The organism is Rhizobium sp. TAL182, from assembly GCF_002117725.1.
Taxonomy (GTDB): Bacteria; Pseudomonadota; Alphaproteobacteria; order Rhizobiales; family Rhizobiaceae; genus Rhizobium; species Rhizobium esperanzae.
Map to the genome: position 1 here is coordinate 1551421 of NZ_CP021024.1, position 20700 is coordinate 1572120.

Below are 20700 nucleotides of genomic sequence, written 5' to 3' on the forward strand. Positions count from 1 at the left end.
GCCCCTCGGAAGCGAAAGTCAAAGCGGCAGCGGCTCAGCCGTTGCTGGCAAGCATCGAAAGCTTGTTGCCCATCGACTCGCCGTTCTTGTCGAGCAGGCGGGTCGGATAGTCACCTGTGAAGTAGTGGTCGGTGAACTGCGGACGGGCCGGGTTGCGGTCCTCGCCGCCGACGGCGCGGTAAAGCCCGTTGATCGACAGGAAGGCAAGCGAATCCGCACCGATATATTTGGCCATGGCTTCGACGTCGGCATATTGGTTGGCGAGCAGCTTGTCGGCGTCGGGCGTATCGATCCCGTAAAAATCCGGGAAGAAGATCATCGGGCTTGCGACGCGGATATGGACTTCGCGCGCACCGGCCTCGCGGATCATCTGCACGATCTTCAGCGATGTCGTGCCGCGCACGATGGAATCGTCGACCAGCACCACGCGCTTGCCTTCGATCATCGCCCGGTTGGCGGAATGCTTCAGCTTGACGCCGAAGGCGCGAATCTGCTGCGTCGGCTCGATGAAGGTGCGGCCGACATAATGGTTGCGGATGATGCCGTATTCGAAGGGGATGCCGCTTTCCTGGGCATAGCCTAGCGCCGCGGGCGTGCCGCCATCCGGCACCGGCACGACGACATCGGCATCGACAGGCGATTCCTTGGCGAGATTCATGCCCATGTTCTTGCGCGTCGTATAGACGTTGCGGCCGCCGACGACCGAATCCGGACGGGCGAAATAGACATATTCGAACAGGCAGAGACGCTCCGGCTGCGGCTTGCTGGGCTTGCGCGCATCGATGCTGATCGAGCCGTCAGGCTGGATTTCGCATATGATGACCTCGCCGTTTTCTACGTCGCGGATGAACTTGGCGCCGATGATGTCGAGCGCGCAGGTTTCCGAGCAGAAGATCGGCTTGCCGTCGAGTTCGCCCATGACAAGCGGGCGGATGCCGGTGGGATCGCGCGCGGCAATCAGCTTGGTGCGGGTCATGGCAAGCATCGAATAACCGCCTTCCATCTGGCGGATGGCGTCGATGAACCGGTCGGACGTGGAAGCATGGCGCGAGCGGGCGATAAGATGCAGGACGACTTCGGTATCGGAGGTCGACTGACAGATGGCCCCGGTTGCGATGATCTGGCGGCGCAGCGTCAGGCCATTGGTGAAATTGCCGTTATGGGCAATGGCGATGCCGCCTTCCTCAAGTTCGGCAAACAGCGGCTGCACGTTGCGCATCGCCACTTCGCCTGTCGTCGAATAGCGTGTGTGGCCGATCGCTATGCTGCCGGGCAGGCGGGCCAGTGTCATCGGATTGGTATAGTGATCACCGACCAGGCCCATATGGCGCTCCTGATAGAAGCGTTTGCCGTCGAAGGAGACGATGCCGGCTGCCTCCTGTCCGCGGTGCTGCAGGGCATGCAGCCCGAGAGCCGTGAGAGCCGCGGCATCGGGATGTCCCAGAATTCCGAAAACACCGCATTCTTCATGCAGCGTATCTCCGTCGAGCGGATCGTCGATTGGGAAGGAATGGGACTGGTTCATTTCTGCGGGCCTCTGCTCTCACAAGAATGGATCGGCATTTCCAATATCATATATCGGAAACCTGACAGCTTTCCGATAACGTCATGCTGAACGACATCTGCTTTCAAAGCTCGTTTGCCGGCTCTGAAACAGCTGAGGCCCGGCGGAGCTGGAATGCCCGGCCGGACCTTGACTTTACGTCCCGCTCAAATGGCAATTGCCGGACGGCGGGTCAAGCTCTTGAACACTGCGTCAATTCGCCGGCTGCTGCGCGCTGCCTGCAGGCGCGTCTTCCGCCGGCGCTTGATCGGCCGCCGGCGGCGTGGCGCCTTCGCTGCCCTGTGCCGGCGACTGCATCTTATCACGGAAGCTCGCCTGTATCATCTGGGCGAATTGCTCCGGCAGCACCGCCTTCAGCTTCACCACCATCGAATCCAGAAAGGGCTTCGACTTGGCCTCGTTGACCCAGGCCGGCCGGTGTTCGACATCGACCAGCCAGTTCCAGAAGGCGACGGCGACAACCATCAGCAGCAGGCCGCGGGCCGCGCCGAACAGGAAGCCGAGCGTGCGGTCGAGGGCGCCGATGCGGCTGTCGATGATGAAATCGGCGATCTTCATGGTGATGAAGGAGATAACGATGAGCGCGATCAGGAAGACGACGGCTGCCGAACCGGCGATCGCGATACGGTCGTCATCGGTGTACTTCTTCGCATAGGGCAGCAGGTACGGGTAGAGATAGTAGGCAGCGGCGGCCGAACCGCCCCAGCTCGCGATCGAAAGGATTTCCCGCGAAAAGCCGCGGACCATCGCCAGCACGGCGGAGAAGAGCACGACGCCGATGACAATACCGTCGAAAATCGTAATGGGCATGTAAATTCAACTCCAGGACTGCCGCTGGGCGGCCGTGTCGCGCCTTATCGTGTGCCTCCTATATCATCACCGTTCCCGGCAATGAAAGGATCAAACCTCGTCTTCCACACGCAGCGCTCCCTTCGACCCGGCGATGCGCGCCACCAGATCCGGCAGGCTTTCGACCTCGCTCCATCGTCCGGAGCCCTTCGGCAGCTCAGCGGAGGCGGAAGGAAGCAGCGCTGCGGAAAAGCCCAGCTTCTCGGCTTCCTTGAGGCGCTGGGCGGTGTGCGCAACCGGCCGGATGGCGCCCGACAGGCTGACTTCGCCGAAATAGACGCAATCGGCGGGAAGGGCAATACCGGCGAGCGAGGAAACCAACGCCGAAGCGACGGCGAGATCGGCCGCCGGCTCGGAAATGCGGTAGCCGCCCGCGATGTTGAGATAGACGTCGTGCTGGCCGAGCCTGACGCCGCAATGGGCCTCCAGCACCGCCAGGATCATCGACAGCCGGGCCGAATCCCATCCGACCACGGCGCGCCGCGGCGTGCCGAGCGAGGTCGGCGCCACCAGCGCCTGCACCTCGACGAGCACGGGCCGCGTGCCCTCCATCCCGGCGAAGACGGCAGCGCCGGGGGATTTTTCGTTGCGCTCGCCGAGGAAGAGTTCGGAGGGATTGGCGACCTCGCGCAGTCCTTTGTCGGACATTTCGAAGACGCCGATCTCGTCCGTCGGGCCGAAGCGGTTCTTGACCGTGCGCAGGATGCGGTAATGATGGCCGCGGTCGCCTTCGAAATAGAGAACGGCATCGACCATGTGCTCGACGACGCGCGGCCCGGCGATCTGCCCGTCCTTGGTCACATGCCCGACGAGCACCATGGCGGCTCCCGTCTGTTTGGCGAAACGGATCATCGACTGCACGCCGGTGCGCACCTGCGTCACCGTTCCCGGTGCGGAGTCGGCAAGCTCGCTCCACAGCGTCTGGATGGAATCGATGATGACGAGATCCGGGCGTTTGCCCTCGGCAAGCGTCGCCAGAATATCCTCGACATTGGTTTCGGCCGCCAGCATCACGTCGGTATCGGCTGCGGCAAGACGTTGCGCCCGCAGCCGGACCTGCGCCACCGCCTCCTCGCCGGAGACATAGATGATCTTGTGGCCGCGCCGCGCCAGGGCGGCGGCGGCCTGCATCAGCAGCGTCGATTTGCCAATGCCGGGATCGCCACCGATCAGCACCGCCGAACCGCGCACGAATCCGCCGCCGAGCGCCCGGTCGAGCTCCGACATGGCGGTATGGATGCGCGGTGCCTCCTCGATCTCGCCCGACAGCGCCGTCAGCGTCACCGGCCGGCCCTTCTTCGGCGTCTTGCCCGGACCGGAGCCGATGCCGCCCATCGGGTCTTCCTCGACGATGGTGTTCCACTCGCCGCAATTGTCGCATTTGCCGGCCCATCGGTTATGAACCGCGCCGCAATTCTGGCAGATGAACTGTGTCTTGGCCTTCGCCATCGATCTTTCTTTCAGTCGCGTTCCACAAATGAAGCCGTCGAAGGCTTCACCGAATCATTGTCGTGCTCGAGATAATGGCTATCGCGATGGATCAAAACTAATGATTTCCCCATCAGCCTTCCCCGTGCCTATGCTTTTCGCCTCTGATCATCAGAAACGGTGGAAGATGTTCGACTATTCGCTCACGCACTGGCTTGCATTTCTGTCGGCGGCGGTTTTGCTCAACCTCTCGCCAGGTCCAGACATCGCCTACATCCTCGGCCATACGATGAAAGGCGGGAAACGCGCCGGTTTTTCCGCATTATTCGGCGTCTGGTCAGGCGCCTGCCTGCATGTTCTGATGGCGGCATTGGGCCTTTCCGCCGTGCTTGCCGCTTCTGCCTTGGCATTCTCTACGGTCCAATGGCTCGGTGCCGCTTATCTCGTCTGGCTGGGCATTCAAGCTCTGCGCACCAGCGGCGACGGTGGCCTGATCAACGCCACTGGTGAGGAAATCCCAGCCGCAAGGATCTACCGGCAAGGAATCCTGGTGTCGCTGCTCAATCCGAAAGTGGCGATATTTTTCCTGGCATTCCTGCCGCAATTCGTTGTCGAGGGGGCAGGGCCGGCATGGGCCCAGCTGATGCTGCACGGCGGGCTCATCATCGCCGTCGCCGCCTTCATCGAGCCGCCGCTCGTGCTTCTCGGAGGACGCCTTGCCGATGCGCTCAGGCGGAATGCGAAAATCGGACGATGGCTCGATCGCAGTCTCGGCGCGCTTTTTGTGGCGCTCGGTGTGCGTCTTGCCCTGAGCAGTCGATGATAACGAGGCCTACTCCTCGGCCACATAGCGCCGTTCGTGACGCAGCCCCATGCTGGTGAGGATCTCGTATCCGATCGTGCCCGCTGCCCGCGCTACGTCGTCGAGAGGCATGTTCTTTCCGAACAGCTCGACATAATCGCCGGCGCGCACCGCGTTCTCTGGCAGGTCGGTGATGTCGAAGATCGTCAGGTCCATGGTGATCCGGCCGGCAACCGGTACCTTATGCCCGGCGATGAAACCTTGTCCGCCTTGCGGCACATGCTGGCGCAGCGGCACGCCGCCGCTCGATTGGCTGCGCATATAACCGTCGGCGTAGCCGGCTGAGACGATCGCCAGCCGACTTTCACGGCCAAGCTGCAGCGCCCGTCCATAGCTGACGGTCTCACCGGCCTCGACGGTCCGAACCTGGATGACGCGCGCTTCTGCGGTGGCGACCGGCCGCATCGGGTTCGCCATGCCGCTGACCGCCTCGCCGCCATAGAGCGCGATGCCCGGCCGGGTCAGGTCGAAATGATAATCCTCGCCGAGAAAGATGCCGGCCGAGGCGGCAAGACTTGAATCGATGCCTTCATAGGCGGCCGTAACCCTACGGAACGATTCGAGTTGCTGCCGGTTCATGGCATGGCTGGGATCGTCGCCGCAGGCGAGGTGGCTCATGACCAGCACCGGCGCGAAGCTTGCAGGCCGCGAGACGTCATTGGCGAGAGCCACCGCGTCGTCGATGTGCAATCCCAGCCGATTGAAGCCGGTATCGACATGCAGCGCGCAGGGATAATCGCCGTAATCGGCAAGCACCGCCATCCAGAAGGCGAGCTGCTCGTCGGAGGAAATCACCGGCACCAGATCATTGTCGAAGAACCGCCGTTCCGTGCCCGGCCATATGCCCGAGAGCACGAAGATGCGCGCCTCGGGCGCATAGAGGCGAAGCGTGACGCCCTCATCGACGGTCGCGACGAAGAAATCCCGGGCGCCTGCGAGGTAGAGCGCTTCGCCGGCATCCTCGATGCCTGTGCCGTAGGCGTCCGCCTTGACGACGGCTGCGGCGCGCGCTGCACCTGAGCGGCGCGCCATGTCGCGCCAATTTTCCGTGAGCGCGCTCAGGTCGACGGTCAGCCGCAGGCCTGCGGAAGTGAAGAGATCGTCGTCTTCGGAGAGGATGGGAAAATCTGTCATGAATCGCCGTGAAGAAATGAAGGAGCCGTGTCGCCCAGTCTAGAGAGCATTGTGGCCAAGGAAAAGCGCAGGCGGTCACATATCACCCTTTGCCTGTCGTCCGATCACTTTTGTTCAAGACGCATGCCGGCTTCCGCGCTAATTCTATTGGATGCACAACGTATCGCAAAAAGAGGCCGCGGAGGCCATGCCGCTGGCCAATGTGGAATCGGCCCGCTTCTGGCGGGATACCCGTTTCCGCGGCATGGAGTGCCTGAGCGCTACCTTTCTCACGCATGAGTACGCGCCGCATGCGCACGATACCTTCAGCATCGGCGCGATAGAAAGCGGCACCCAGATCGCGACGCTCAGCGGCAGGCGGGAGGAAACCGGGCCCGGCGACCTTTATCTGATCGACCCCGGTGTCATCCATGACGGCGCTCCGGGCGGTGAAGGCTACCGCTACCGCATGATCTATCCCGACACGAAGCTGTTCGTCGATATTCTGGAGGATGTCACCGGCAAGGCCTTCCACGCGACGCCGTCCTTCGCCGGCGCGCTTCCACGCGATCTGCAGCTTGCCAATGCCTTTCATGCGGCCCATCGCACGCTCGAAAGCGGCGCAGGCGCTCTGGAGGCGGATGAAGGCATGTTCTCGGTTCTGGCGGCGATCTTTGCGCGTCACGGCAGCACGATTGTCGTGCCTGTCGATACGCAGGAGCGAAGCGCCGTCGCCCGCGCCCGCGAATACCTGGTCGAGAATTTCGATAGCGACGTCGGCCTCGAGGAATTGGCCGGAGTGGCGGGTTTGAGCCGTGCTCACCTCATCCGCGCCTTCCGCAAGGAATATCACATCACGCCCCATGCCTTCCTGACGGATCGGCGCGTGCAGGTCGCCCGCCGGCTGCTGCGGCAGGGGCGCATGCCGGCCGATATTGCGCTCGAATGTGGTTTTGCCGATCAGGCGCATTTCACCCGGCATTTCAAAGCGCGCACGGGCGTGACCCCCGGTCAATTCCGCACGGGCTGATCACTTTCGTTCAATACGGCCGTGGCGTGCTGGGCTACTCCTCCGCGATCTTGATCAGGAGGTTGCCATGTTGCAGCACAGCCGGCCATCCGGCGAATTTCGTCTTGGCGAATTTCTCGCCGGTATGCGCACCATCTTTCCGCTCGTCGTCGCCGTCTTGCCCATCGGCCTGGTCTTCGGCGCGGTCGCCGCCACCAAGGGCCTTTCGCCGCTGGAAACGACATTGATGAGCGCGCTGGTCTTTGCGGGTGGTTCGCAATTCGTGGCGATGGACATCTGGACGCATCCGGCAAGCTGGATCGGCGTCGGCTTCGCGGCGCTGCTGGTCAATATTCGCCACGTGCTCATGAGCGCGTCGATCGGCACGAAGATGCAGTCCTTCCCCGGCGTCAAACGTTATATCGCCATGCTCTTCCTCGCCGATGAGCTCTGGGCCATGGCGGAATTCCGAGCCGGCAGCACAAGGCTGACACCCGCCTGGTATGCCGGCATCGTCACGCCCTTCTACCTCACCTGGGTCGGTTCCTCGCTGACAGGCGCACTGCTCGGCGCCTTCCTCGGCAATCCTGCCGTCGTTGGCCTTGACTTCGCCTTTCCGGCTGTCTTCGTCGTGCTGGTCATGGGCTTCTGGAAGGGGCCGGAAACCGGCGCCGTGCTTGCCGCAAGCGGTGCCGCCTCCGTTGCAATCCACCATTTCGTGCCGGGGGTCTGGTATATCGCCGCCGGTGCGCTGGCAGGGCTGGCGATGGCCCTCTGGCAGGGCAGGGCGCGGGAGCAGGCGGCATGACGCTGGACAGCGATATCTTTTTCGCCATCCTCGCGATGGCTGCCGCAACTGTCTTCACCCGCGTCAGCGGTCTCGTCCTGATCCGGCATGTCGAGATCGATGAGCGCCGGAGAACGGCGATCGAAGCCATTCCGCCGGCCGTGCTGATGGCCGTCATCGCCCCGACCGCCTTTGCGACCGGCTGGGCGGAGACGCTGGCATGCGCAGCAACCGCAATCGCCGCGCGCCGCCTGCCGATGCTTGCAAGCGTCGTGGTCGGCGTCGCGACGGTTGCACTGTTGCGGGCTGCAGGGCTCTGAGGAAAATCGACGCGGGAAACCGCGTCAATGTTCCTCGTATTGTATGAAGGAAGGATCTGCGAGATCGGCGAAGCGCGTGAATTCCGCCTGGAAGGCGAGCTTCACGGTGCCTGTCGGTCCGTGACGCTGCTTGGCGATGATGACGTCGGCGGTGCCCTTCACCTTGTCGAAGAGTGCTTCCCATTCCGGATATTTCGGATCGTGAGGATCGCGTGGCTCCTGGTTCTTGACGTAATATTCCTCGCGGAACACGAAGAGCACGACGTCGGCATCCTGCTCGATCGAACCGGATTCACGAAGGTCGGAGAGCTGCGGGCGCTTGTCGTCGCGGCTTTCGACCTGACGTGAGAGCTGCGAAAGCGCGATGATCGGGACGTTGAGCTCCTTGCCGAGCGCCTTGAGGCCAGTGGTGATCTGGGTGATTTCCTGGACGCGGTTGTCGCTTGATTTGCCGGAGCCGGTCATCAGCTGCACGTAGTCGACCACGAGCACGTCGAGGCCACGCTGGCGCTTGAGGCGGCGCGCCCTCGCCGAAAGCTGGGCGATGGAGATGCCGCCGGTCTGGTCGATATAGAGCGGCACCTTCTGCATCATCATCGAGCAGGCGACGAGCTTTTCGAAATCGGCATCGTTGATGTCGCCGCGGCGGATCTTCGAGGAGGAGACTTCCGTCTGTTCGGAGATGATACGGGTGGCGAGCTGTTCGGACGACATTTCGAGTGAGTAGAAGCCGACGACGCCGCCGTTCTTCGCCTTCATGCTGCCGTCCGGCTGCACCTCGCCCTCATAGGCGGCGGCGATGTTATAGGCAATGTTGGTGGCAAGCGAGGTCTTGCCCATGCCGGGACGCCCGGCGAGGATGATCAAGTCCGAACGTTGCAGACCGCCCATCTTGGCATCGAGCGAATGGATGCCGGTGGAAATGCCGGAAAGGCCGCCGTCGCGTTCCTTGGCGACGGCCGCCATGTCGATCGCCAACGCCACGGCGTCGTTGAAGGACTGGAAGCCGCCGTCGTAGCGGCCATTTTCGGCGAGCTCGAACAGCCGGCGCTCGGTATCCTCGATCTGCGACTGCGGCGGCATGTCGAGCGGCGCGTCATAGGCGATGTTGACGACGTCCTCGCCGATGGTGATCAGCGCCCGGCGCAGCGCGAGATCATAGATCGCCCGGCCGTAATCCTCGGCGTTGATGACGGTGACGGCATTGCTGACGAGGCTCGCCAGATATTGTGAAACCGTCATGTCGCCGACCTTCTCGTCGGCCTTCAGGAAGGTCTTGATTGTTACCGGATTGGCGATCTTGCCCATGCGGATGATGTCGCCGGCGACCTCGAAGATCTTCCGGTGCAGGGGTTCGTAGAGATGGATCGGCTTCAGAAAATCCGACACCCGGTAATAGGCGTCGTTGTTCATCAGGATGGCGCCGAGAAGCGCCTGCTCGGCTTCGATATTGTTGGGTGCTTCGCGGTAATGCTGCTCCGACGGAGCAACAGCTGCAATCTTTCGAGCGGCGTCGTTCATCATCATCCGTTCTGTCTTTTTCCAACTCCGGATTTGCAATTCCGGATGGAGAAAATCAAGGGGCTGCGAAAGGAGCGGGGCTCGTCTCGCCTAAATCCTGAACGCTGTGCCCATTGTTCGACTTCTCCACAGTCGCGGGCGCCACAAATGCGAAATACTGGCAGTGTCACCCGCAGGACACGGTACGGAGCCGACTCAGCTCATCCGTTCCGGAGAAGGATATGTTAGCCCGATGACATTGGGCACGCAGCAAAAACATCCGGGTAATCCCCCGCTAAAAAAGCGACCCGCTGCGCGAACCCGGAACGCACGGAAAAGAAAAAGCCCGGCGCAACGGCCGGGCTTCCCTCACGCGGATCGTACCGGCGAGACTTATGCTTCGTCTTCGTCGAGGCCGTCGGCTTCCGGATCGAAGAAGTCTTCGGGACGCAGCGCGTCTTCATCGACACCGTAGATCGCGTCGACCGAGGTGAGTTCTTCACCCTTGGCCTGACGCTCGGCCTCTTCGGCGGAACGGGCAACGTTCAGCTCGACATGGATTTCGACTTCGGCATGCAGCTGCAGCTCGACCTTGTGCAGGCCGATCGCCTTGATCGGCGTGTTCAGGTGAACCTGGTTGCGGCCGATGTTGAAGCCTTCGGCGGCGAGAACTTCGACGACGTCACGGGCAGCGACCGAGCCATAGAGCTGGCCGGTTTCGCCGGCGGAGCGCACGACGATGAAGGACTTGCCGTCGAGAACGTCGGCGACCTTCTGGGCTTCCGACTTGCGCTCGAGGTTGCGGGCTTCGAGCGTCGCACGCTCGGATTCGAAACGAGCCTTGTTGGCAGCGTTGGCGCGAAGCGCCTTGCCGAGCGGCAGCAGGTAGTTGCGGGCAAAGCCGTCGCGAACCTTTACGGTTTCGCCCATCTGGCCGAGCTTGGAGATGCGTTCGAGAAGGATGACTTCCATTTTCTTGTTCCTTTCTGGTGTCTCAGATTTTCGTGTCGGATTGTTTGGAGGTATCGGCATCTTTCGCCGGGGTGAGCGCGATCGCCTTGCGCGTATCGCTGAGACCCAGGACGAGGATGAGGAGAGCTGGCAGCAGCATGAGCATCGAAGCCAGGTAGCCAAGGATGAGGGCCGGTATGCGCCAGTCCTTTCCACGTGTGCGGAAATGCAGCGAAGCGAAGCCGGAGAGCATGAAACCGGCCCCGAAGGTGCCGATCACGGTGGCGCCGACGAGCGCCGGAACGCCGCCGAAGAAGCAGGCAGCAAGCCCGGCCAGGAAGATAAAGATCGAATTGCGGTTCATCCGCAGCGATGAGGGAATATCCTCGCGCGGCCGAAGGCCCTGGCCGGATGCGGCGACGATGCGCACGGCGAAGTAATAGGCGGCAAACAGCATGCTGACCCACATGCCGCCCTGCACGGCCGGCAGCATCAGCAGGATCAGCGATTTTGTCTGCGCGGTCGCCGCCGGATCGGGCATGAATTCCGGCTGCTGCTGCTTGACCGAGGTGATCAGCAGATCGACAATCGGGTCGGTGATATCAGGCCCATAGCCGATCATTACGCCGATGACGATGACGGCAAGCGTCACCAGTCCGCAGAGATGCAGCAGGATATCGGAGAGCGGATACCAGGCAAGCAGATGGTCGGGGCCGCCGAGTTCGGAGGCGGGACGCGCGAGATTGGCAAGATGGCTGAGCCAGCCGGCCGGCAGCAGCGTCACCAGCGTCATGATGAGCGCGAAAGACGGGGAGATGAGGACCGCACCAAGCGCCGCTCCCGTGACGACGGCCGAAATCCCGGCGGCATTGCCCCAGCCAAGCCCGACGATCAGGATCGGCAGCGCCGAGGCCGTGTAGAGGAGCGCGCTGAAAAACGACGGCTGCATGCTCGCGCCCAGCACAAGCAGGGCGGCGGTCAATCCGGCGAGTGCGCCGATCAGCAGCGTTTTAAGATCCGGTCGTTTCAAAGTCGCTGTCCTGCTTCATCAAGCAGTTAGAGGCTGTTGCTGAATCGAATTCAGAAACGTCTCAACATGGGTTTTAAAAATTCCGATCCGCGCCCATCGCGAAAGGGAGAAGGGAAGGCACGAATGCCTTCCCCCAAATCTGATTGCGTCGGCCGATTAAGCGACGACGTAGGGCAGCAGGCCGAGGAAACGGGCGCGCTTGATCGCCTGGGCGAGTTCGCGCTGCTTCTTCTGGGAAACGGCCGTGATGCGGGACGGAACGATCTTGCCGCGCTCGGAAATGTAGCGCTGCAGCAGGCGTACGTCCTTGTAGTCGATCCGCGGCGCGTTTGCGCCGGAGAACGGGCAAGTTTTACGGCGGCGATGGAACGGACGGCGGACCGGTGCGGAGGAAGCTTCAGACATTCTTATATCTCCTTATGCACGGTCTTCGCGGGGAGCGCGATCCGGACGCGGGCCACGCTGGAAGTCGCCGTCACGGCGCGGCGGACGGTCACCGAATTCGCGGCGCGGGCCACGGTCGCCGCCTTCGCGCGGGCCGCGGTCGTCGCGGTCGCGCTTCTGCAGCATGGCAGACGGGCCTTCTTCGTGCTTTTCGACGGCGATGGTCATGTAGCGAAGAACGTCTTCGTTGATGCGCATCTGGCGTTCCATTTCCTGGATCGCTGCTGCCGGTGCATCGATGTCCATCAGGGCATAATGCGCCTTGCGGTTCTTCTTGATGCGATAGGTGAGGGACTTGAGGCCCCAGTTTTCGATGCGCCCGACTTTACCGCCGTTAGCTTCGATCACACCCTTGTACTGTTCTACGAGGGCATCGACCTGCTGAGCGGAAATATCCTGCCGGGCAAGGAATACATGTTCATAAAGAGCCATGACAGCTTTGCCTTTCTTGCGTTTGGTTCAACCCGATATTCGGCGGCTAAGCCTCAACGACTGCTCCTGATTGGGCGGACCCAGGCAAGAAAAGCGTTTCCGAGACGGTCGAGAGCGGAGACACGGGAGGCTGGAACGCTTCCGTTCCGAACGATTTCCGAGAGGAAACCGGCCCTCCGTTCAGCCACCAGCCAGAAGACCGGGCTAACGAACAGGCGCGCTTATACGGATTTTTGCGCGAAACGCAAGGGACAGTCAGCATTGTTCTCGCGGCGAGTTCAACAAAGGTAGTCCTGCTTTGCGTAAACCGTCGACGAAATGGTCGTAGTGGTTGGTGGCGACATATGGTGTCAGAAACTTCCAGTAGTGTTCCAGGTCCGTCGGTGCATGTGCTAGAATTTCCGGTATTAGCCGCCGCGCTTCGTCGTGGCGATCGAGCTGTCCTAGACTTGCGAGGAGCACGAGTCGGTTGAAATAGGCACGGCGGAGCGACAGTCCGCGTTCGGAATAGTGAGTGGCCTCCTCGTAGTTGCCGAGATGGTAATGGGACAACGCTAGTCGGTCGAAAAAGAGATAGGTAAAGGGGTCATGCGGACTGAGCCGCAGGGCCATGTGGAGCGGGTCGCAGGCTTCGGCGAAATGGCCGACAAAAATGCGAGCCCATCCGAGCGCCATATGCGCTAGTGCAAAATTGGGGTTGAGATCGATCGCCTGCTGGGACGCCTCGACCGCGGCTGGAGCGTTATGGGCCGCAAAATGGCCAAGGCACATAACATAATGAGAGTAGGGATCGCGCGGGTCGAGCGCGACAGCACGCTCTGCCTCGAGGCGAAGTTCAGTACTGTCCCTGTCGACGTCGTCGCTGAAGCCGCGGAGACAGCGGGCGTAGAGCGAGCGGGCCAACATCATGTGGGCGCGCGCAAAGCTGGGATCGAGTTCGATGGCTCGCCGATGCCAGATGATGGCCTCGGTGAAATGCTCGGCCGTATCCTGTGCGTTATGCAGCCAGGTGCCGCGCATGTGGCTCTCGTAGGCATCCAGGTTGTCCGTGGTTCGCAGCAGCGCACGGCGGCTCTCGCCGATAAGGATTTCAGGCTCGATGGCCCCGACGACGTTTTGGGTGAGTTCGTCCTGAATGGCGAAGATATCGGCGATTTCACGGTCGTAGCGTTGTGCCCAGAGGTGCACGCCGCTTTCCGCCTCGATCAACTGGCCTGTGACGCGAATACGCATCCCGACCCTGCGCACGCTGCCTTCTACGATATAGCGCACGCCGAGATCGCGCCCGATTTGCTTCACATCGACCGCGCGCCCCTTAAACACAAAGGACGAGTTCTGAGCGATGACGAAAAACCAGCGATAAAGCGAGAGCGCCGTGATGATGTCTTCGGTCAAGCCATCGGCGAAGAACTCCTGCTCCGGGTCATCGGACATGTTGACGAAGGGTAATACGGCGATCGAGGGTTTGTCAGGCAGTCTGAGTGGTCCGCCGAGCACCCCCGCTTCAACAGGGTCCTCGCGGCTCCAGTCAACCCGATGCACGGGCACGGGGCGGGGAATGTTTTTCAGTGTGCGATCGCCCATCGACACGAGCGGAAAGTCCAGCTTGCCTTCGATCTGCTCCCGCAAAGCGCCGGAAATGCAGATACCTGAAGGCAGCGCCACTTCTTGAAGGCGGGCGGCGACGTTCACGCCGTCGCCAAGCAAGTTGTCTCCGGAGACGACGACATCGCCTAGGTTGAGCCCAAGGCGGAACTCCATGCGTCGATCCACAGGCAGGTCCGCATTTCGGCGATGGAGGGCGCGCTGGATCGCGACGGCTGCACGGACGCCTTGTACTGCGCTGTGGAATTCGGCGACCACGCTATCTCCGGCGCTGCCGAAAATCCGCCCGCCATGCTCGCGCACCAGATCACCGATGGTGGCGCCATAGACACTGAGTGTCGCAAGGGCGTCTTCCTCGTTGGCTGCAACAAGGCGAGTGTAACCGGCAACGTCGCCGGCAAGTATCACTGCTAGCTTTCGTTCCACGGGGTGAGCGCTCCTGCGGCGCCGCCAGAACTATATAAATCTAGCTGAAATGCCGAGAACGGAGAAGCGAAATCGCCTCGGGAGCGTGAACTCGTCGTTGCAGTTCGTCGAGGGCCAGGCGATGTTCGCTCGGCTGGGAGGGGATCCGACCGCGAATGGCCGCATCGATTGCGGGATGTCCGTTTGCCTCACATCGGCGTCGGGTACTGGCGGTGAACCTTTTCGATTTCAGCCAAAACCTCGATTGACAGCTTGAGATTGACGGAACTCAGGTCAGTATCGAGCTGTTTCATCGACGTCGCGCCGATGATGACCGATGTCATGAAGGGCCTCGATCGGCAGAAGGCGAGCGCCATGACTGCCGGATTGAGGCCGTGCCGTGCCGCGACCTCCAGATAGGCCTTGGTCGCCGGCTCCTGCAGTGGCTGGAGCCGGCCGCCGATATCGGGATTGATCGACGCGCGCGAACCTTTCGGTCTCAGACCATCGACATATTTGCCGGTCAGGATGCCACCGGCGAGCGGTGAATAGGCAAGCAGCCCGACATCTTCGTAGTGCGAGAGCTCGGCGAGATCGAGGTCGAAGTGGCGGCAGAGCAGGTTGTATTCGTTCTGAACGCTGGCGACCCGCGGCAGGTTCTTCTGTTCGGAGAGCGTCAGATATTTCTGGATACCCCAGGTGGTTTCGTTGGAAAGGCCGATCGCGCGGATCTTGCCTTCCTTCACCAGCGTGCCGAGCGTTTCCAGGATATCGAGCATATTGGCGACGGCCTTCTCTCGATCCTGGTTGAACGGATTGTAGTTCCAGTTCTGGCGGAAATGGAAATGGCCGCGGTTCGGCCAGTGGATCTGATAGAGATCGATATAATCCGTCTTCAGCCGCTTCAGGCTGGCCTCGAGCGCGAGGCGGATATTCTTCGCATCCGCGCCTTCGCCGCCGCGTATGTAGTCGCGGCCGCGGCCGGCGACCTTGGTGGCGAGCACGATGTCACCGCGCTTGCCTGATTTGCTGAACCAGCTGCCGATATAATCTTCGGTCCAACCCTGTGTTTCGGCCGAGACGGGGGTCGTCGGATAAAGCTCGGCGGTATCGAAGAAGTTGACGCCCTTCTCGACGGCATAATCCATCTGCGCACGGGCGTCCGCCTCGCTGTTTTGCGAACCCCAGGTCATGGTGCCAAGGCAAATTTCTGAAACGGAGATGCCGGTGCGGCCGAGTGGATTATACTTCATTGAAAAACCTTGGAAGCGATCTTGAGATGGTAGCCTTGGGAGGTGCCCGCGCAAATCTAGGCCGGATTTGACGGAGTGCAAGAGCAAACCGGGCTTTTGTACCGGTGCGAGGCTTTGCAGAGGGTGGGCCGCCACTTGACTCTACCGGAAAGAATGTCAATTGGAGGCAAAATAGCCTTAGGGGCGCAATCAGGGATACGAGAATGACCATCGCTTTCACTTTTCCCGGCCAGGGCAGTCAGGCCGTCGGCATGGGTAGGGATCTCGCCGAGAATTTCGCGGAAGCTCGCGCCGTTTTCGAAGAGGTCGACGAAGCGCTCGGTGAAAAGCTTTCCGACATCATGTTCGATGGTCCTGAGGAGACGCTGACATTGACGGCGAACGCCCAGCCGGCGCTGATGGCGGTGTCGATCGCCGTCGTCCGCGTTCTCGAGGCCAAGGGACTGGATCTGAAGTCCAAGGTTGCTTATGTCGCCGGCCACTCGCTTGGCGAATATTCTGCGCTTTGCGCCGCCGGCACCTTTTCGCTCGCCGACACCGCGCGGCTGCTGCGCGTTCGCGGTAATGCCATGCAGGCGGCGGTTCCCGTCGGCGTCGGCGCCATGGCTGCCATCATCGGCCTCGAACACGCCGATGTCGTTGCCGTCTGCGAGGAGGCGGCCGCCATCGGCGCCTGCCAGATCGCCAACGACAACGGCGGCGGCCAGATCGTCATCTCGGGCGAGAAGGCAGCCGTCGAAAAGGCCGCCGGCCTTGCGACCGACAAGGGCGCCAAGCGCGCCATCCTGCTGCCGGTCTCCGCTCCTTTCCATTCCAAGCTGATGGCGCCTGCGGCCGAGGCCATGCGCGCGGCGCTGGCAACGGTCGCCAAGTCCGATCCCGTCGTGCCTCTGATCGCCAATGTCCGCGCCGCGCCGGTGACCGGCGCCGGCGAGATCGCCAGCCTCCTGGTCGAGCAGGTGACCGGTCAGGTCCGCTGGCGCGAGACAGTGGAATGGTTTGCCGCAAACGGCGTCACGACGCTTTACGAGCTCGGTTCCGGCAAAGTGCTCACCGGTCTTGCCCGCCGCATCGACAAAATAGTGAATGGCATCTCCGTCAGCGGCCCGGCGGATATCGAAGCGGCCGTCGCCGCCCTCATGGCCTGATTGATATCTCCAGATATAAGGAACCTTTCCATGTTCGATCTTTCCGGCCGCAAGGCTCTCGTCACCGGCGCATCGGGCGGTATCGGCGAGGAAATCGCCCGCCTTCTTCATAAGCAGGGCGCCATCGTCGGCCTGCACGGCACCCGCGTCGAGAAGCTGGAAGCGCTGGCGGCCGAGCTCGGCGAGCGCGTGAAGATCTTCCCGGCCAACTTGTCCGACCGCGACGAGGTGAAGGCGCTCGGCCAGAAGGCCGAGGCCGATCTCGAAGGTGTCGATATCCTCGTCAACAATGCCGGCATCACCAAGGACGGCCTGTTCGTGCGCATGAGCGACGAGGATTGGGATGCGGTCCTCGAGGTCAATCTGACGGCGACCTTCCGCCTGACGCGCGAGTTGACGCATCCGATGATGCGCCGCCGCTATGGCCGTATCATCAACATCACCTCCGTCGTCGGCGTCACCGGCAATCCGGGCCAGGCCAATTACTGCGCCTCCAAGGCCGGCATGATCGGCTTCACCAAGTCCTTGGCGCAGGAAATCGCCACCCGTAACGTGACGGTCAACTGTGTCGCGCCCGGCTTCATCGAAAGCGCCATGACCGGCAAGCTGAACGACAAACAGAAGGAAGCGATCATGGGGGCGATCCCGATGAGGCGCATGGGCACGGGCGGCGAGGTCGCTTCGGCGGTTGCCTATCTTGCCTCCGCCGAAGCCGCCTACATGACCGGCCAGACGCTGCACGTAAACGGCGGCATGGCGATGATCTGAAACGACAAACTGTTGGCACGGGGATATTTCCCGCAATAGCATGTTGAGCAATCACGAAGCGTTGATTTTCTGGCTTTGCGGCAGACTTAAACCATGTTAAGCGGGCCAATGACTGTGAACAGTCGTCCCGAGAAAGCAGACGAACCGGCGGGCTTTTCGCAAGCCTCGGACATCTCTGAAGCCGGGTTAAACGAGTTTGCCGAGGATGTCTGAAAACATCGCAGGCTGAAACAGGGTAGGGGTGCCGCAACGGCATTCCGATCAGGACATAAGGTCGAGGAAACCGACATGAGCGATATCGCAGAACGCGTAAAGAAAATTGTTATTGATCATCTTGGCGTCGATGCCGACAAGGTCGTCGAGAGCGCCAGCTTTATCGACGATCTGGGCGCTGACTCGCTCGACACGGTCGAACTTGTCATGGCATTCGAAGAAGAATTCGGCGTCGAAATTCCTGACGACGCTGCCGACTCGATCCTGACGGTCGGTGATGCAGTGAAGTTTATTGAGAAGGCCCAGGCCTGATCCTGTACATTTGAGAAAGGGCGGGCCTGGAGTCCGCCCTTTTCTTTTCGGCATATTTCTCCATAGAACATAAGAGACGGGGGAAAGCACGCGATGAGACGTGTCGTCATCACCGGTACCGGCATGGTATCACCCTTGGGATGCGGAACTGAGGTGACGTGGTCGCGGCTGCTTGCCGGCCAGAACGGCGCTCGTCTGGTTACCGAATTCGAAGTCGACGACCTTCCCGCCAAGATCGCCTGCCGTATCCCGATCGGTGACGGTACCGACGGCACCTTCAATGCCGATCAGTGGATGGAGCCGAAGGAGCAGCGCAAGGTCGATCCCTTCATCATCTTCGGCATGGCCGCCGCCGATATGGCGCTTGCCGATGCCGGCTGGCATCCCGAGACCGATGAGGATCAGATTGCCACCGGCGTATTGATCGGCTCCGGCATCGGCGGCATCGAAGGCATCGTCGAGGCGGGTTACACCTTGCGCGACAAGGGCCCGCGCCGCATCTCCCCTTTCTTCATTCCTGGCCGCCTGATCAACCTCGTTTCCGGCCAGGTTTCGATCCGCCACAAGCTGCGCGGACCCAATCATTCGGTCGTCACCGCCTGCTCGACGGGCGCGCATGCGATCGGCGATGCCGCGCGGCTGATCGCGCTTGGTGACGCCGACGTCATGGTCGCCGGCGGCACGGAATCTCCCGTCAGCCGTATTTCGCTGGCAGGATTTGCCGCCTGCAAGGCGCTGTCGACCCAGCACAATGACGATCCGCAGAAGGCTTCGCGCCCCTATGACCGTGATCGCGACGGCTTCGTCATGGGCGAGGGCGCCGGCATCGTGGTGCTCGAAGAGCTGGAGCATGCCAAGGCCCGCGGCGCCAAGATCTACGCTGAGGTCGTCGGTTACGGCCTGTCGGGCGACGCCTATCACATTACCGCGCCTTCCGAAAACGGCGAGGGTGCCGGCCGCTGCATGGCGATGGCGCTGAAGCGCGCCGGGCTGACGCCGGCCGATATCGATTACATCAACGCCCACGGTACCTCGACCATGGCCGACACGATCGAACTCGGGGCGGTCGAGCGCCTTGTCGGCAACGCGGCGTCGAAGATCTCCATGTCCTCGACCAAGTCGGCGACGGGACACCTTCTCGGTGCTGCCGGCGCGATCGAGGCGATCTTCGCCATGCTCGCCATTCGGGACAACATCGCGCCGCCGACGCTCAATCTCGACAATCCCGAACGCGAGACGGCGATCGATCTTGTTCCGCACAAGGCGCGTGAGCGAGAGATCAACGTGGCCCTGTCCAACTCGTTCGGATTCGGCGGCACGAATGCATCGCTCGTGCTGCGCCGCTACGCGCAATAGAGGGTCCGCCGTAGCCGGCCGGGTGAAAGCACAACGGCCGGTAGCGGCTTCGTTGAACGGTGGCAGAACCTGCTTTTGCCGCATTGCTTCGCGAAATAGCGGAATGAGGGCTGAGTTATAGAGGATTGCCGGTGAGCGATACGACGAACCAGAGCAGCGATACCCAGGCGCAGAAGGGACCGATCATCCCGAAGTCGCCGAGCGAAGCCCTGCGTCCGGAACGTGTTCCGGAGCCGCCGAAGCGCTCCAAGAATGCCCGCAGCCAGATCGTCCTTTTCCTGAACTTCATCATGACGATGACGGTGCTGGTCTGCGTCCTCGCCGTTATCGGCTTCTACTACGCGACATCGACCTATCAGAGCCCAGGCCCGCTGCAGACCAACACCAATTTCATCGTCCGCAACGGCGCGGGTCTCGCCGAAATCGCTTCGAACCTCGAGCGCAACGCGATCATCTCCGATGCCCGCATCTTCCGATATCTGACGGCAACGCATCTTTCCGCCGGCGAGAGCCTGAAGGCCGGCGAATATGAGATCAAGGCGAGAGCCTCCATGAGCGATATCATGGAGCTGCTGAAATCGGGCAAGTCCATCCTCTATTCGGTGTCCTTTCCGGAAGGCCTGACGGTCCGCCAGATGTTCGACCGCATGCTGCAGGATCCGGTGCTGGAAGGCGACTTGCCGGCCGCACTGCCGGCCGAAGGCAGCCTGCGTCCGGACACCTACAAATTCTCGCGCGGCACCAAGCGCTCGGAAATCGTCGAACAGATGGCGGCTGCACAGCAGAAGCTGGTCAATCAGATCTGGGATAAGCGCGACGCCTCTCTGCCGCTGCGATCCAAAGAAGAATTCGTGACGCTCGCTTCGATCGTCGAAAAGGAGACCGGCATTCCCGACGAACGCGCCCATGTCGCTTCCGTGTTTCTGAACCGGCTTGGCAAGGGCATGCGCCTGCAGTCCGATCCGACAATCATCTACGGGCTGTTCGGTGGCGAGGGAAAACCGGCCGACCGGCCGATCTATCAATCGGATCTGAAACGGGACACGCCTTATAATACCTATGTCATCAAGGGCCTGCCGCCGACGCCGATCGCCAATCCCGGCAAGGATGCGCTGGAAGCCGTCGCCAATCCTTGGAAATCCCAGGATCTCTATTTCGTCGCCGACGGCACCGGCGGCCACGTTTTTGCCGCTACGCTTGAGGAGCACAATGCCAACGTCAAGCGCTGGCGCAAGCTTGAGGCCGACAAGGGCTCGGACCCGAACATCGCCGTCGACGGCCAGCCGGAAGAGCAGCCGGGCGACAGTGGCGCGACTGTCGTGCCGCCGAAGAAAAAGAAGATCAACTGACA

20 protein-coding genes are annotated in these 20700 nt (G+C 61.7%); 9 read left to right on the forward strand and 11 right to left on the reverse strand.

Going from position 1 to position 20700, the window contains the following annotated elements; all coding sequences use genetic code 11:
• Nucleotides 1-34: 34 nt before the first annotated feature.
• From purF to radA, 3 genes are all read right to left on the reverse strand, one after another.
• Nucleotides 35-1525: an amidophosphoribosyltransferase gene (gene purF / locus Tal182_RS07835; protein WP_064801591.1), complete on the reverse strand. Its 1491-nt coding sequence runs from the start codon at nt 1523-1525 to the stop codon at nt 35-37.
• A 231-nt stretch (nt 1526-1756) separates the two neighbouring features.
• Nucleotides 1757-2374 (reverse strand): CvpA family protein, encoded by a 618-nt coding sequence (locus Tal182_RS07840; RefSeq protein ID WP_064801593.1) that lies wholly within the window; start codon nt 2372-2374, stop codon nt 1757-1759.
• 90 nt (nt 2375-2464) lie between these two features.
• A complete protein-coding gene (gene radA / locus Tal182_RS07845) occupies nt 2465-3862 on the reverse strand; it encodes a DNA repair protein RadA (RefSeq protein ID WP_085859088.1) in 1398 nt (465 codons plus the stop codon).
• Nucleotides 3863-4028: 166 nt separating this feature from the next.
• On the opposite strand from radA, the gene Tal182_RS07850 reads away from it, so the two are divergent.
• On the forward strand, nt 4029-4664 hold the full coding sequence (locus Tal182_RS07850) for a LysE family translocator (RefSeq protein ID WP_085860883.1): 636 nt from the start codon (nt 4029-4031) through the stop codon (nt 4662-4664).
• A 9-nt stretch (nt 4665-4673) separates the two neighbouring features.
• On the opposite strand, the gene alr is transcribed toward Tal182_RS07850, so the two are convergent.
• Nucleotides 4674-5837, reverse strand: a complete 1164-nt coding sequence (gene alr / locus Tal182_RS07855; protein ID WP_085859090.1) for an alanine racemase — start codon at nt 5835-5837, stop codon at nt 4674-4676.
• 187 nt (nt 5838-6024) lie between these two features.
• Here alr and Tal182_RS07860 point away from each other — a divergent pair, with 187 nt between their 5' ends.
• The 3 genes from Tal182_RS07860 (at nt 6025) to Tal182_RS07870 (ending at nt 7932) form a co-directional block, all read left to right on the forward strand.
• A complete protein-coding gene (locus Tal182_RS07860) occupies nt 6025-6846 on the forward strand; it encodes an AraC family transcriptional regulator (protein ID WP_064811666.1) in 822 nt (273 codons plus the stop codon).
• A 67-nt stretch (nt 6847-6913) separates the two neighbouring features.
• Nucleotides 6914-7633: an AzlC family ABC transporter permease gene (locus Tal182_RS07865; RefSeq protein WP_085859091.1), complete on the forward strand. Its 720-nt coding sequence runs from the start codon at nt 6914-6916 to the stop codon at nt 7631-7633.
• Nucleotides 7630-7932 (forward strand): AzlD domain-containing protein, encoded by a 303-nt coding sequence (locus Tal182_RS07870; RefSeq protein ID WP_064801599.1) that lies wholly within the window; start codon nt 7630-7632, stop codon nt 7930-7932. Before Tal182_RS07865 ends, Tal182_RS07870 begins: the two co-directional genes overlap by 4 nt.
• Nucleotides 7933-7956: 24 nt before the next feature.
• On the opposite strand, the gene Tal182_RS07875 is transcribed toward Tal182_RS07870, so the two are convergent.
• The 7 genes from Tal182_RS07875 to Tal182_RS07905 form a co-directional block, all read right to left on the reverse strand.
• Complete coding sequence (locus Tal182_RS07875) at nt 7957-9453, reverse strand: replicative DNA helicase (RefSeq protein ID WP_011424771.1); 1497 nt, start codon at nt 9451-9453, stop codon at nt 7957-7959.
• A 372-nt stretch (nt 9454-9825) separates the two neighbouring features.
• Nucleotides 9826-10404 (reverse strand): 50S ribosomal protein L9, encoded by a 579-nt coding sequence (gene rplI / locus Tal182_RS07880; protein ID WP_010013418.1) that lies wholly within the window; start codon nt 10402-10404, stop codon nt 9826-9828.
• A gap of 22 nt (nt 10405-10426) precedes the next feature.
• Complete coding sequence (locus tag Tal182_RS07885) at nt 10427-11413, reverse strand: hypothetical protein (protein ID WP_064801601.1); 987 nt, start codon at nt 11411-11413, stop codon at nt 10427-10429.
• Between the two features lie 156 nt (nt 11414-11569).
• Nucleotides 11570-11818, reverse strand: coding sequence for a 30S ribosomal protein S18 (rpsR, locus tag Tal182_RS07890; protein WP_004680498.1), 249 nt, complete (start codon nt 11816-11818; stop codon nt 11570-11572).
• 12 nt (nt 11819-11830) lie between these two features.
• Nucleotides 11831-12289, reverse strand: coding sequence for a 30S ribosomal protein S6 (gene rpsF / locus Tal182_RS07895; protein WP_085859092.1), 459 nt, complete (start codon nt 12287-12289; stop codon nt 11831-11833).
• Between the two features lie 255 nt (nt 12290-12544).
• Complete coding sequence (locus Tal182_RS07900; RefSeq protein WP_085859093.1) at nt 12545-14320, reverse strand: adenylate/guanylate cyclase domain-containing protein; 1776 nt, start codon at nt 14318-14320, stop codon at nt 12545-12547.
• 188 nt (nt 14321-14508) lie between these two features.
• Entirely contained in the window at nt 14509-15552 is a 1044-nt protein-coding gene (locus Tal182_RS07905; RefSeq protein ID WP_085859094.1) for an aldo/keto reductase, read from the reverse strand.
• Between the two features lie 203 nt (nt 15553-15755).
• On the opposite strand from Tal182_RS07905, the gene fabD reads away from it, so the two are divergent.
• From fabD to mltG, 5 genes are all read left to right on the forward strand, one after another.
• Nucleotides 15756-16700: an ACP S-malonyltransferase gene (gene fabD, locus Tal182_RS07910; protein WP_085859095.1), complete on the forward strand. Its 945-nt coding sequence runs from the start codon at nt 15756-15758 to the stop codon at nt 16698-16700.
• Between the two features lie 30 nt (nt 16701-16730).
• On the forward strand, nt 16731-17468 hold the full coding sequence (gene fabG, locus Tal182_RS07915) for a 3-oxoacyl-[acyl-carrier-protein] reductase (RefSeq protein WP_064801607.1): 738 nt from the start codon (nt 16731-16733) through the stop codon (nt 17466-17468).
• Between the two features lie 288 nt (nt 17469-17756).
• Nucleotides 17757-17993, forward strand: coding sequence for an acyl carrier protein (locus Tal182_RS07920; protein WP_003547058.1), 237 nt, complete (start codon nt 17757-17759; stop codon nt 17991-17993).
• Between the two features lie 93 nt (nt 17994-18086).
• Nucleotides 18087-19349: a beta-ketoacyl-ACP synthase II gene (gene fabF / locus Tal182_RS07925; RefSeq protein ID WP_085859096.1), complete on the forward strand. Its 1263-nt coding sequence runs from the start codon at nt 18087-18089 to the stop codon at nt 19347-19349.
• A 131-nt stretch (nt 19350-19480) separates the two neighbouring features.
• The gene (gene mltG, locus Tal182_RS07930; protein WP_085860884.1) at nt 19481-20698 is read left to right on the forward strand and encodes an endolytic transglycosylase MltG; all 1218 of its coding nucleotides are present in this window, start codon (nt 19481-19483) and stop codon (nt 20696-20698) included.
• Nucleotides 20699-20700 lie beyond the last annotated feature (2 nt).